At 64.6% G+C, this 12,898-nt stretch carries 11 protein-coding genes; 10 read left to right on the forward strand and 1 reads right to left on the reverse strand.

What is annotated here, in order from left to right; all coding sequences use genetic code 11:
* Positions 1-9 precede the first annotated feature (9 nt).
* The 10 genes from Q1A53_RS08940 (at position 10) to Q1A53_RS08985 (ending at position 12,436) form a co-directional block, all read left to right on the forward strand.
* Positions 10-240 (forward strand): DUF2484 family protein, encoded by a 231-nt coding sequence (locus Q1A53_RS08940; RefSeq protein WP_299965319.1) that lies wholly within the window; start codon positions 10-12, stop codon positions 238-240.
* Positions 240-1,178, forward strand: a complete 939-nt coding sequence (murB, locus tag Q1A53_RS08945) for a UDP-N-acetylmuramate dehydrogenase (protein ID WP_299965321.1) — start codon at positions 240-242, stop codon at positions 1,176-1,178. The genes Q1A53_RS08940 and murB overlap by 1 nt, the downstream gene beginning before the upstream one ends.
* A 131-nt stretch (positions 1,179-1,309) precedes the next feature.
* Entirely contained in the window at positions 1,310-2,242 is a 933-nt protein-coding gene (locus Q1A53_RS08950; protein WP_299965323.1) for a D-alanine--D-alanine ligase, read from the forward strand.
* The gene (locus tag Q1A53_RS08955; RefSeq protein WP_299965325.1) at positions 2,230-3,105 is read left to right on the forward strand and encodes a cell division protein FtsQ/DivIB; all 876 of its coding nucleotides are present in this window, start codon (positions 2,230-2,232) and stop codon (positions 3,103-3,105) included. The genes Q1A53_RS08950 and Q1A53_RS08955 overlap by 13 nt, the downstream gene beginning before the upstream one ends.
* A 1-nt stretch (position 3,106) precedes the next feature.
* The gene (gene ftsA / locus Q1A53_RS08960; protein ID WP_299965327.1) at positions 3,107-4,441 is read left to right on the forward strand and encodes a cell division protein FtsA; all 1,335 of its coding nucleotides are present in this window, start codon (positions 3,107-3,109) and stop codon (positions 4,439-4,441) included.
* 346 nt (positions 4,442-4,787) lie between these two features.
* Positions 4,788-6,380, forward strand: coding sequence for a cell division protein FtsZ (gene ftsZ / locus Q1A53_RS08965; protein WP_299965329.1), 1,593 nt, complete (start codon positions 4,788-4,790; stop codon positions 6,378-6,380).
* Positions 6,381-6,690: 310 nt separating this feature from the next.
* Complete coding sequence (lpxC, locus tag Q1A53_RS08970; RefSeq protein WP_299965331.1) at positions 6,691-7,614, forward strand: UDP-3-O-acyl-N-acetylglucosamine deacetylase; 924 nt, start codon at positions 6,691-6,693, stop codon at positions 7,612-7,614.
* A gap of 168 nt (positions 7,615-7,782) precedes the next feature.
* Positions 7,783-8,655, forward strand: coding sequence for an outer membrane protein assembly factor BamD (locus Q1A53_RS08975; RefSeq protein ID WP_299965334.1), 873 nt, complete (start codon positions 7,783-7,785; stop codon positions 8,653-8,655).
* Positions 8,656-8,681: 26 nt separating this feature from the next.
* Positions 8,682-10,331 (forward strand): DNA repair protein RecN, encoded by a 1,650-nt coding sequence (recN, locus tag Q1A53_RS08980; RefSeq protein ID WP_299965336.1) that lies wholly within the window; start codon positions 8,682-8,684, stop codon positions 10,329-10,331.
* Positions 10,332-10,750: 419 nt separating this feature from the next.
* Positions 10,751-12,436 (forward strand): chloride channel protein, encoded by a 1,686-nt coding sequence (locus Q1A53_RS08985; RefSeq protein ID WP_299965338.1) that lies wholly within the window; start codon positions 10,751-10,753, stop codon positions 12,434-12,436.
* 69 nt (positions 12,437-12,505) lie between these two features.
* On the opposite strand, the gene Q1A53_RS08990 is transcribed toward Q1A53_RS08985, so the two are convergent.
* Positions 12,506-12,850: a DUF427 domain-containing protein gene (locus Q1A53_RS08990; RefSeq protein ID WP_299965341.1), complete on the reverse strand. Its 345-nt coding sequence runs from the start codon at positions 12,848-12,850 to the stop codon at positions 12,506-12,508.
* Between the last annotated feature and the right edge of the window lie 48 nt (positions 12,851-12,898).

Here is a 12,898-nt window from a genome sequence, read left to right on the forward strand (position 1 = left end):
CAGGGCCGGATGGTAAGCCCGCCGCTTGTCCTCGCCGTGCTTTGGGTGGTGCTGGCCAACCTGCGGGGCGCCCGGCCCATCGTGGACCAGCGATGGCATGCGACACTGGTGCTGGTGGTCGTGGGCATCCCCATTCTGGGCTATGTCACGTGGCTGCACGGTCCCTGGGTGGGGCTTTTGGTCTTTGCGGGCGGTGTATCGACCCTGCGTTGGCCGTTGCTGCGTGGCCGGGGGCGGTGATGGCGCAGATGCCGCCGGTGCGGGGGCGGCTGAACGCGAACCGCAGTCTCAGCGATCTGACATGGCTGCGGGTTGGCGGCCCGGCAGATTGGCTGTTCCAACCGGCTGACCTGAAGGATCTGAGCGATTTTCTGCGCGCCTTGCCAGACGATGTCCCTGTCTTTCCCATGGGCGTCGGCTCCAACCTCATCGTGCGCGATGGCGGTCTGCGCGCCGTAGTGATCCGGCTCGGTCGTGGCTTCAACGAGATCGAGATCAACGGCACGCGGGTGACCGCCGGTGCTGCTGCGCTCGATGCCCATGTGGCCCGACGAGCGGCAGAGGCGGGGCTGGATCTGACTTTTCTGAGGACCATCCCGGGCAGTATCGGCGGTGCCGTGCGGATGAATGCGGGCTGCTACGGCAGTTACATGGCCGATCATCTGGTCTCTGCACAGGCCGTCAGCCGGGCGGGGGAGGTGGTGACGCTCACGGCAGCGGATCTGGCGTTTTCCTATCGGCAAAGCCATCTGCCCGAGGGGTGGGTCCTGACCGGGGCAACCCTTGAGGCCGCACAGGCGGATCCCGCGGCACTTGAGCAACGGATGGCTGATCAACTCGCCGCCCGTGACGCCAGCCAGCCTACCAAGGACCGCAGCGCAGGCTCCACCTTTCGCAATCCGGCGGGGTTTTCCTCAACCGGTCGCGCCGATGATGTGCATGATCTCAAAGCGTGGAAAGTGATCGAGGATGCGGGGCTGCGGGGCGCGCGGCTTGGCGGTGCGCAGATGAGCGAGAAACACCCCAACTTCCTGATCAACACCGGGCAAGCGACCGCCGCCGACCTGGAAGCCCTGGGTGAGCAGGTGCGAAAAAAGGTTTACGGCCAAAGCGGTATCACGCTAGAATGGGAAATCATGCGGATTGGCGAGCGGGCCTTGGACGCGCCTGAGAATTAACCGGCGATTAACCAAGCTGCTGTCAGACTGCGGATAAGAAACAAGACGGTGAACCGGCGCAAAAGCCGGACATATATCAAAAAGAGCCCTCAACCGGGCTGGCAAAAAAGCGCCCGAAACCGGCGCGCATAATGAGGCACCAAGTGGGTCAGTCGAGCAGGACACCCCAGCGTGTAGCGGTTCTGATGGGCGGCCCTTCGGCGGAGCGCGAAGTGTCCCTGTCAAGCGGGTCGGCCTGTGCCGAGGCGCTGCGCACGCAAGGGTATGACGTGATCGAGGTCGATGCAGGCCGCGATCTGGCGGCTGTGCTGGAGCAGTCAGCGCCCGACGCCGTGCTCAACTGCCTTCATGGCCGCTGGGGCGAGGATGGCTGCGTGCAGGGCCTGCTGGAATGGCTCTCCATCCCCTATTCTCACTCCGGGGTGCTCTCCTCGGCGCTGGCCATGGACAAGGAGCGCAGCAAGGCTGCTTTCGCCGCCGCGGGCCTGCCGGTGATGCAAAGCGTCATCGCCGCCGCAGACGACGTGCGCGCGGGCCACGTGATGGATCCCCCTTATGTGGTCAAACCCAATAACGAAGGCTCCTCCGTCGGCATCTATCTGGTGCATGAGGACAGCAACGGCCCGCCGCAACTCTCCCCGGATATGCCGGATCAGGTGATGGTCGAGGCCTTCGCCCCGGGGCGCGAGTTGACCACCACCGTGCTTGGAAACCGGGCGCTGACCGTGACGGACATCCTGACCGATGGCTGGTACGACTACGATGCCAAATACAAGCCCGGTGGCTCCCGCCATGTGGTGCCCGCCGAGGTGCCGCAGGACATCTTTGATCTGTGTCTCGACTACGCGCTGCGGGCCCATGCGGTTCTCGGATGCCGGGGCGTCAGCCGCACTGATTTTCGCTGGGACGAGGCGCGCGGGGCGGCGGGGCTGATCCTGCTGGAGACCAATACCCAGCCGGGCATGACGTCGACCTCCCTGACGCCCGAGCAGGCCGCGGCGTGCGGGATGAGCTTTCCTGAGCTTTGCGCCTGGATGGTGGAGGATGCCTCATGCGATCGCTGAGGCACCGCCCGACCACCCGCATGGACCCCGCTCCCTCCCGCTGGGCCTGGCGAATGCAGCGGCTGATGCTCACGCCAGCCTTTCTGCTGGCACTGCGCGTGGGCCTGCCGCTGGCGCTGATTGCAGGCGGGGCAGGCTGGTGGCTGTCGGATCCACGCAACCTGCAAGGGCTGCGCGATACGGTTGCGGAGGCCCGCGCCAGTTTCGAGACGCGGCCAGAGTTCATGGTGCATCTGATGGCCATCGACGGCGGGGACGACGCGTTGGCCGCCGACATCCGCGAAATTGTGCCGCTCGATTTCCCCGTCAGCTCTTTCGATCTCAACCTCGGCGAGATCCGGGAACGGGTTGCAGAGCTCGCCCCGGTCAAGAGCGCGGGCGTACGGATCCGTCCCGGCGGCGTGCTGCAGATCGAGGTGACGCCGCGCCAGCCGGTGGCGATCTGGCGCGGCCGCGATGGTCTGGTGCTGGTGGACGTGACGGGGACGCATGTGGGGCTGCTGCCCAAACGTCGCGCACGCGCGGATTTGCCGGTGCTCGCTGGCAAGGGCGCCGACAGTGCCGTGCCAGAAGCGCTCAGCCTGATACGCGCCGCTGCCCCGCTGGGAGAGCGGTTGCGCGGTCTTGTGCGCATGGGCGAGCGGCGGTGGGACGTGGTGCTTGACCGTGATCAGCGGATCCTGCTGCCCGAAGAAGCGCCGATTGAAGCGCTTGAGCGGGTCATCGCACTCGATGCGGCGCAGGACATGCTGAACCGCGATGTCACTCGGGTGGACATGCGTCTTGGCGCGCGTCCAACCCTGCAGATGAGCGCACAGGCGGCCACCCTGTGGTGGGAAATCAAGAAGGCGTCAGACAGATAGAATGATGGATTTATACGAAAGCCAGCGCCAGATGCGCAACATGCGCAAGGCCGCCATGCAGCGCGGGGTGGTCGCGATCCTGGACGTGGGCAGTTCCAAGATTTCCTGCCTCGTCCTGCGGTTCGATGGTCAGGCGGATCCGTCGAGCGAGGGCGAGATCGGCTCTCTCGCCGGGCAGTCGCGCTTTCGGGTGATCGGCGCGGCCACCACCCGCTCGCGCGGCGTGCGCTTCGGCGAGATCTGTGCCATGCCCGAGACCGAACGCGCGATCCGCACCGCTCTTCAAGGGGCGCAGAAGATGGCTGGCATCCGCGTCGATCACGTCATCGCCTGTTTTTCCGGGGCGGATCCGCGCTCCTACGGGCTTGACGCCCAGATCCCGCTGGAAAGCACCTCGGTGGAGGAACGCGATGTCGCCCGCGCGCTGGCTGCTTGCGATGTGCCCGACTATGGCGCGGGGCGCGAGGTGCTGCACGCGCAGCCCGTGAACTTTGCGCTTGATCACCGCTCTGGCCTGCGGGACCCGCGCGGTCAGGTGGGCAATACGCTGGCGGTGGACATGCATATGCTCACCGTCGATGGTGCGGCGATCCAGCATCTGGCCCATTGTATCAAGCGTTGTGATCTGGAGCTCGCGGGCATCGCATCCTCGGCCTATGCCAGCGGGATTTCGGCGCTGGTGGAGGATGAACAGGAGCTGGGCGCTGCCTGCATCGATCTGGGCGGTGGCGCCACGGGCGTGTCGATTTTCATCAAGAAACACATGATCTATGCGGATTCCGTGCGCATGGGCGGCGATCACGTGACGGGTGATATCTCAATGGGATTGCAGGTGCCCATGGGCATGGCCGAACGGATCAAGACGATGCATGGCGGCGTGCATGCCACCGGCATGGACGACCGCGAGATGATCGAGATCGGTGGCGATACCGGTGATTTCGAGCATGACCGCCGCACTGCCAGCCGGGCGGAGGTGATCGGCATTATGCGCCCCCGGGTCGAGGAGATCCTCGAAGAGGTGCGCGCGCGGCTCGATGCCGCCGGGTTTGACCACCTGCCCAGCCAGCAGATCGTGCTCACCGGGGGCGGCAGCCAGATCCCCGGGCTCGACGGGTTGGCGAGCAAGATCCTGGGCCAGCAGGTCCGGCTGGGTCGCCCTCTGCGAGTTCATGGTCTGCCGCAGGTGGCGACGGGTCCCAGCTTTGCCTCCGTTGTCGGGCTGACGCTCTTTGCAGCACACCCGCAGGACGAATGGTGGGATTTCGACATTCCCGCCGACAGCTACCCTAACCGCTCGCTGCGCCGGGCCGTGCGTTGGTTCCGCGAAAATTGGTGATCGCAGGGAATCGCCGTGACGCAGGGGCAGGGGTGTGTTATTATTGATGTTAACGGTCCCCAGAGGCCGACAGGCGACCGAGCAGGTGCCCCAAGTACGAACACATGAAGATCCGGTCTTTGGCCGGACCCACTGTCATGCGCGGTTTTTGGTGTGTCGTTGGGCGGAATACGCAACATCTTGCCGACCCAGACAGCCCAGAGCGGTCTTGACAGCCAGATTCCCCATATTTTGTGGTAAAAATGCGTTTTTCGCGTGACGCTTTCGCGCTCAGAGCGTAGGATCACGGCGGAGTAGGCACCCAAAACACCCGCGAATGCGGGGCAGCAGCACAGGCGGATATCACATGACCCTCACCCTCACGATGCCCGGACAGGCAGACCTCAGACCCCGTATCACCGTTTTCGGTGTGGGCGGGGCCGGTGGCAACGCGGTCAACAACATGATCGAGAAAGCGCTCGACGGGGTCGAGTTTGTCGTCGCCAACACGGACGCTCAGGCGCTGCAGCAGGCGAAATCGGACAACCGCGTACAACTGGGCATCAAGGTTACCGAAGGGCTGGGCGCAGGCGCGCGCGCCGCGGTGGGCGCTGCCGCCGCCGAGGAAAGCATTGAGCAGATCGTCGATCACCTGGCCGGCGCGCATATGTGTTTTATCACCGCCGGGATGGGCGGTGGCACCGGCACCGGCGCAGCGCCCATTATCGCGCAGGCCGCGCGGGAGCTTGGGGTTCTGACCGTGGGCGTTGTGACCAAACCGTTCCAGTTCGAGGGCGCCAAACGGATGCGCCAGGCCGAAGACGGCGTCGAGGCGCTGCAAAAGGTCGTCGATACGCTAATCATCATTCCCAACCAGAACCTCTTTCGGCTGGCCAACGAGAAAACGACCTTCACGGAGGCGTTCTCCATGGCGGACGATGTGCTCTATCAAGGCGTCAAGGGCGTCACCGACCTGATGGTGCGGCCGGGCCTGATCAACCTCGACTTTGCCGATGTGCGCGCCGTGATGGACGAGATGGGCAAGGCCATGATGGGCACGGGCGAATCCGACGGTGAAGATCGCGCCGTGCAGGCCGCCGAGAAAGCCATCGCCAACCCGCTGCTGGATGAGATCAGCCTGCGGGGCGCCAAGGGTGTTCTGATCAACATCACCGGCGGACACGACCTGACGTTGTTTGAGCTGGACGAGGCCGCCAACCGCATCCGCGAGGAGGTGGACCCGGAGGCCAACATCATCGTCGGCTCGACCCTCGACACCGATATGGGTGGCACCATGCGCGTCAGCGTTGTCGCCACCGGTATTGATGCAGCGGATGTGAACACCGATATGCCGGTGCCGCGTCGCCCGCTGTCCCAGCCCCTGCAGCCCGCGATGACCGAGGTGGCCGAAGAGCCCACGCCGGAGATCGCCGCCGAGACGGTAGAGGTGCCATTTGATGATGTCGCCGCGGAGCGGACCGAAGAGCCCTCGCTTTTCGAGACATTGGACGACATGCCAGCGGAGCCGGCGATGCCTGCCGTGGCAGAGGCCGAGGATGATCTGCCTGCTCCCGCTTATCAGCCGCAGGTCGCAGCCTTTGAACCCAACCGCATTGATGACCCGGTGGCGCCGGACGCCTTTGTCGCACCCCGTGCTGCGGGCACACCGTCGCCCGAAGCCATGGCGCGCCTGCGGGCCGCCGCGCAAAAGGCAGCGCCTCAATCGGTGCAACGCCCGACAGATCCTCACTCGGGTCAAGAGGAACGGCCGCGCTTTGGCATCAACTCCCTGATCAACCGCATGACAGGTCAGGGTGAGGGGGGAGCGGCACCCGCGCCACGTCAGCAACCGCCCGTACAACAGCGGCCATCGGCTGCCGCGCCGCGTGTTCAGGATGCAACCGACGCCGACCAGGACCGGATCGAGATCCCGGCCTTTCTGCGGCGTCAGGCAAACTAGGACATCCGGGCCGACAGCGGGCATCGGTTGCCGGAGAACACGTTGGTCATCCTAACGGTGGGCCACCCAATTCCCGGCCCGTTAACCAAAGATGCCACTCGGACCCATCACGAAAACCGTTCCAGGGCCGCATTACTGCGGCCCTTTTTAATATAATTATCAGTGTTGTAGGGGGTCACCAGCGTGTTTGCGCCTAAATGTAACAGAAGTGTTTCAGTCGGTTGCAAAGATTTAATTGAGGCGGGGGTGCCCTCTCCATAGGTACGATAGCAACCGGACCGAAGAGTCCATCTTACATTGTGGGGCCACCGTGCAAACGACGCTTAAATCACCGATCAGCTTTTCTGGACGTGGCCTGCATACAGGCCGCACCGCCACCGTTACGATCCGCCCGGCGACAGCCGAGCATGGTATCTGGTTCGCGCGCACCGACGTTGCCGTCGGCGACCGGCTGATCGCCGCTCGCTGGGACGCGGTGCTGCGCTCGCCTTTGTGCACCAAACTCGAGAACCGCGCAGGACTGCAGGTCTCGACCGTGGAACATCTGATGGCAGCGCTGGCAGGGTGCGGCGTGCACAACGCACTGATTGAAATCGACGGACCCGAGGTGCCGATCCTGGACGGCTCCGCTGCGCCCTTCGTACGTGGCATCATGCAGCGTGGCTTGCGGATCCTGCGCGCGCCGGTACGGGCCTTTGAGGTTCTGAAAGAGGTGCGTGTCGAGGATGGTGACGCCTCCGCAACACTCTGCCCGTCCGAGACCCTGCGCATCGACTTCGAGATCGACTTTGCTGACACCGCGATTGGCCGTCAGGAAAAGACGCTTGTGATGAACAACGGGGCCTTCGCCCGTGAGCTCTGCGACAGCCGGACCTTCTGCCGACAGTCCGACGTGCTGGCAATGCAGGCGAACGGGCTCGCGTTGGGTGGGGCATCCGGTGAGAACGCGGTGGTCTTTGACGGCGACAAGGTGCTGAGCCCGGGTGGCCTGCGCCATCGCGATGAGCCCGTACGGCACAAGATGCTCGACGCTCTGGGTGATCTTGCACTGGCCGGTGTGCCTTTGCTGGGCCACTACCGGGGTGTGCGTGCGGGGCACTCGCTGACCAACACCTTGCTGCGTCAGCTTTTTGCCACGCCGGATGCGGTGCGGATGGTGGTTTGTGACCCTCTGCAGGCGCGGCGGTTGCCCGGTTTCGGCCTCGTTTGGGATGAAATCCCCGCCGTCGCCTGAGAGCGTGTCGTGACGCACAGACTGCCGCCCAGCGACCATGCGCGTTGCGCCGCCCCACAACCCATCACAAACCCCGCAAAGAACGTTTTGCATCCCGAACTTCTATGCTACCACCAGCCGGAAGACGCGCGGATGAGTGGCGCGAGGACGTGAGAAGGGTGGCGGGGCATGGTTAGGCTTGGGTCGCGAAAGCGGTTGATCGCGGTTGTGGCGATCATTGCATCATTGGCCGCGTGCAGTGGCGGTCGCGATGCGGGCCGTTCCGGAGGATCTTTCTTCAACCCCGAAGAAATCCCGTTGGAGACCTATTCGCCCGAGCAGATCTTTGAACGGGGCGAGTTCGAGCTGACCCGTAACCAGCCCGATGATGCGGCGTTCTTCTTTGCCGAGATCGAGCGGCTATATCCCTACTCGGACTGGGCGCGGCGTGCGCTGATCATGCAGGCGTTTTCCTACCACCGCGATCAGGATTACCCCAACAGCCGCTCCGCCGCGCAGCGCTTTATCGACTTCTACCCCGAGGATGATGATGCCGCCTATGCTCAGTACCTGCTGGCGCTCAGCTATTACGACCAGATTGACGAAGTGGGGCGCGATCAGGGGCTCACCTTTCAGGCGCTGCAATCCCTGCGCGAGGTGATCGAACGCTATCCCGACAGTGAATACGCCCGCGCGGCGATCCTCAAGTTCGACCTCGCCTTTGATCACCTGGCAGGCAAGGAAATGGAGATCGGGCGCTATTACCTGCGACGCTCACACTACACTGCGGCCATCAACCGCTTCCGCGTGGTGGTCGAGGATTTCCAGACCACGACCCACACACCCGAGGCGCTGCACCGGTTGGTCGAGGCGTATCTGTCGCTCGGGCTGACCGATGAGGCACGGACGGCGGGGGCGATCCTGGGCTTCAACTATCGCTCGACAGACTGGTATGAGGACAGCTTCGCGCTGCTCACAGGTCAGGGGCTCACACTGGAGGCGGCGGGCGACAGCTGGCTGCGACAGATCTACCGTCAGACGGTGCGGGGCGATTGGCTTTGACCCGTCAGCGGTAGCGGGTGAGGCCGATGCTGCTTGGACTTGATATCACGGATATGTTGATCATCGACCGGCTCGAATTGCGCTTCGAGCCGGGGTTGAACGTGCTGACCGGAGAGACGGGTGCAGGCAAATCCATCCTGCTGGATTCGCTCGGGTTTGTGCTGGGCTGGCGCGGTCGCGCCGATCTGGTGCGTCAGGGTGCGGCCCAAGGGGAGGTTACCGCCTGGTTTGATGTGTCCCCCGATCATCCCGCCCGCGGGGTCCTCGAGGCGGCAGGTCTGCCCGCGGGGGACGAACTGCTGCTGCGGCGGGTCAATACCGCGGACGGGCGCAAGACGGCCTGGGTCAATGACCGGCGCTGTTCGGGCGAGCTCTTGCGTCAACTCTCCGACACGCTGGTGGAACTGCACGGCCAGCACGATGACCGGGGCCTGCTGAACCCGCGCGGTCACCGGGCGATCCTCGACAGTTTCGGTGGCACGGCTGAGGTGCGGGCCGTCTGCCGGCGCACCTGGGGTGCCAAGCTGACGGCGGCGCGCGCCCTTGCCGAGGCCGAGGCTGCGGTCGCAGCCATCCGCGAGGAGGAAGACTATCTGCGTCACGCGGTGGCGGAGCTGGACGGCCTGGCGCCAGAGCCGGGCGAGGAAGCGACCCTCGACCACCGCCGCCGCACCATGCAGAACGCGGAAAAGACAGTATCGGACGTGCGCCGCGCCCAAGATATGCTGACCGGGCAGGGGGCCGAGACGGCCCTCAACGATGCGCTGCGTTGGTTGGAAGGGGCAGCAGAGCAAGCGGATGGTACGCTGGAGGCGCCGATGCAGGCGCTGTCGCGCGCGCTCGTGGAACTGGATGAGGCGACGGGCGGTATCGCCGCGGTGATCGAGGGGCTGACCTTTGACGCCACGGATCTGGAGATGACCGAGGAGCGGCTTTTCGCCATCCGGGCGCTGGCACGTAAACATGAGGTGCTGCCCGATGATCTGGCGGAGTTCGCCGGGACACTGCGCGCCAAACTGGCGGCACTGGAGGCGGGGGATGCCGATCTCGCCCGGTTGAGGACAACGCTGACCGAGGCAGAAGCCCGCTATGCCGACGCCGCAGCAACGCTGACCGCCGCCCGGCAGGCTGCCGCCCAAAGGCTGGACCGTGCCGTGGAAACCGAACTCGCGCCGCTGAAAATGGAACGCGCGGTCTTTGAGACACGCATCGCACCTGACCAGCCGGGACCGGATGGTGCTGACGAGGTGGCCTTTACCGTTGCAACCAACCCCGGCGCACCAGCGGGACCTTTGGGCAAGATCGCCTCGGGCGGGGAACTCAGCCGCTTTCTGCTGGCCCTCAAGGTGTGCCTGACCAAGGATCAGCGCGAGCTGACCATGATCTTTGACGAGATCGACCGCGGGGTAGGCGGTGCGACGGCCAATGCCGTGGGGCGGAGGCTTGCGTCGCTGGCCGATGGGGGCCAGGTTCTGGTGGTCACCCACAGTCCGCAGGTCGCGGCACTTGGTGCACATCACTGGCGCGTGTCGAAAAGCGTGAACGGCGGGGTTACCACCTCGACGGTGACGGCCCTGCCTCAGGATCAGCGCGTCGATGAAATCGCGCGGATGCTATCGGGCGATACAATCACCGAAGAGGCCCGCGGCGCGGCGCGCGCGCTCCTCGCCGGGTGATACCGGAGTTTGAGTCACACATCCTGGCCGACCGACGCCGAGCCATGCTGTTCCTGAAGCATCGAGCCTTTTAGCATGCGGTCTCAAGACTGAGACACGCCCCATTTCGCTCAAAGCACCCGCGCACCAGACACTGTTGCACAGCACCCTCCCGCCCCCGTCAAACCGGAGGTTTGCCTTTGGGTCGGCGCTTCTGCGGCGCTGTTGGATGTCTCAGATTTGCCGCCCGTTGCCATGCATGCGCGATTGGCGAAGTCTCAAGGATTATGTGCGATACCCGCTGGCGCGAGGTCCTGCGTACCTGCGACCTCCTGCGATCAGAAATCGATCGTACCCCGCATTGTGATGCCCTTGGTGGATGTTCTTTGTTGCGGACCCCGCACCCTGCGCTCTAGACAGAGGCCAGCCAGAGAAAAGTCATGTCCAGCCCCGATCGATCCCGCCTTTCCCAACAGCTAGAGATCGCGCTGACCACGTGCCGGGACGGGCTGCGGCTGCTGCGCCACCGCGGACCCAACCAGATCCAGTTCTGGTTCATCGCTCTGGTTGTGGGTGTTGCTGCGGGTTTTGCGGCGCTGTTTTTCCGTAAGGGCGTCAACAGCTTGCAGACCTACCTCTATGGCACCGAGGACGTACGGCTGCTGCATAGTTTCGCGCAATCGCTGCCGTGGTATCTGGTGCTGATCATCCCGATTTGCGGCGGGTTGGTCGTGGGGCTGATCCTGCATCACTTTACCAACGACGCGCGCGCGCGGTCCGTGGCCGATGTGATCCACGGTGCCGCCATGCATGACGGTCGGGTGGAAGCACGGGCCGGGCTCGCCTCCGCGCTGGCCTCGATGATCACGCTGGGCACGGGAGGCTCAACGGGTCGCGAAGGACCGGTCGTGCACCTCGCTGCCGTCATCTCCACCTGGGTCAACCGGCGCATCCACGCCGACGGCATCACCGGGCGCGACCTCCTGGGCTGCGCGGTGGCCGCGGCAGTCTCCGCCAGCTTCAACGCGCCCATCGCGGGGGCGCTCTTTGCGTTGGAGGTGGTGCTGCGCCACTTTGCCGTCCACGCCTTTGCCCCGATTGTCATCGCGAGCGCCGCGGGCACGGTGATCAACCGGCTGGAATTCGGCGGCGTGACCGAATTCACGCTGGCGACGACAAATCAGGTGCAATTCTATCAGGAGATGCCCGCCTACCTGCTGCTGGGTCTGGTCTGCGGGCTCATTGCCGTGGCGCTGATGAAGGCGATCTTCTGGGCGGATGATTTCGGCACCCGTGTGCAGACCCGCACCGGCATTCCGCGCTGGCTGCGGCCCGCCTTTGCGGGTGCCATGCTGGGGGGCATAGCGATCTACTACCCGCATATCATCGGCGTTGGCTACGAGACCACGTCGCTGGCCCTGACAGGCCAGCTGGCCCTCTGGAATGCCATCGTCTTTGCGGTGCTCAAGACCATTGCGGTGGCCATCACCATGGCAGGCCGGATGGGCGGCGGCGTCTTTTCCCCCTCCCTGATGCTGGGGGCGCTGTCGGGGTTGAGCTTTGGGCTGATCGCCACCAGCGTCTTTCCCGATGTTTCCAGCTCGCTGACGCTCTATGCGCTGGCGGGCATGGGGGCGGTTGCCGCTGCCGTGCTGGGCGCGCCGATCTCCACGACGTTGATTGTTTTTGAGCTGACCGGTGACTGGCAGACGGGTCTTGCCGTGATGGTCGCGGTCTCCATGTCCACGGCTGTCGCCTCGAAACTGGTGCACCGCAGCTTCTTCTTGACCCAACTGGAACGGCGCGGCATTCATCTTGCCGCCGGGCCGCAAGCCTATCTGCTGGCGATGTTCCGGGTGGGGACCGTCATGCGCCCGCCAGACCATCCGCGCGCCGCCCAGGAAGATGCCTGCTGGGAGATGATCGGCGACGGTGTCTACATCGACACCAATGCAACGCTGGAATCAGCCATGCCCATGTTCGAAAGCGGTGTGCGGTTCATCCCCGTCGTCAGTCTCAGCGCCGACGCGGCCCCACCGGAGCTACAGGGCGCGCTCTTCCATGTGGACGCGCTGAAGGTCTACAACCGGGCCTTGGCCGCCACGGCAGCCGAGGAGCATTCCTGACGCCGTCGCAGCGTATCGCCGATGTGTCTGTGGATGGCATGCCGCGGGATCCGATCCTGCAGGCGCTGCTCAGATCTCTTCGACGGTGATCCCATCCGCGCCGGAAAAAGCCAAATGGTCCTTGATCTCCGCCACGGCGGCCTTGGGATCCTCATACGACCACGCCACATTGGACAGGGTCGTGCTCTTCGTCACCACGGAGAAATAGCTGGCGTCGCCCTTGTGCGGGCAACGGGTCGATTTATCCGTCCTGTCCAGAAACGCCATCGCGATGTCATCGCGCGGGAAGTAGATGACGGGCGGATAGCTGCCTTCGGTTAGTTCAAGCGCCGCACTGCTCTCGCCCAGCACAGCCCCGCCCGCGCGCACGCTCCAGGTCCCTTCCGCTTTGCGGATCGTGATGTGATCGGCCATGACGTCTCTCCCCCTGACGCGTTATCTATCGGCGCCATGACAAAAACG

It is taken from the genome of uncultured Roseobacter sp. (genome assembly GCF_947496515.1).
Classification (GTDB): domain Bacteria; phylum Pseudomonadota; class Alphaproteobacteria; order Rhodobacterales; family Rhodobacteraceae; genus Roseobacter.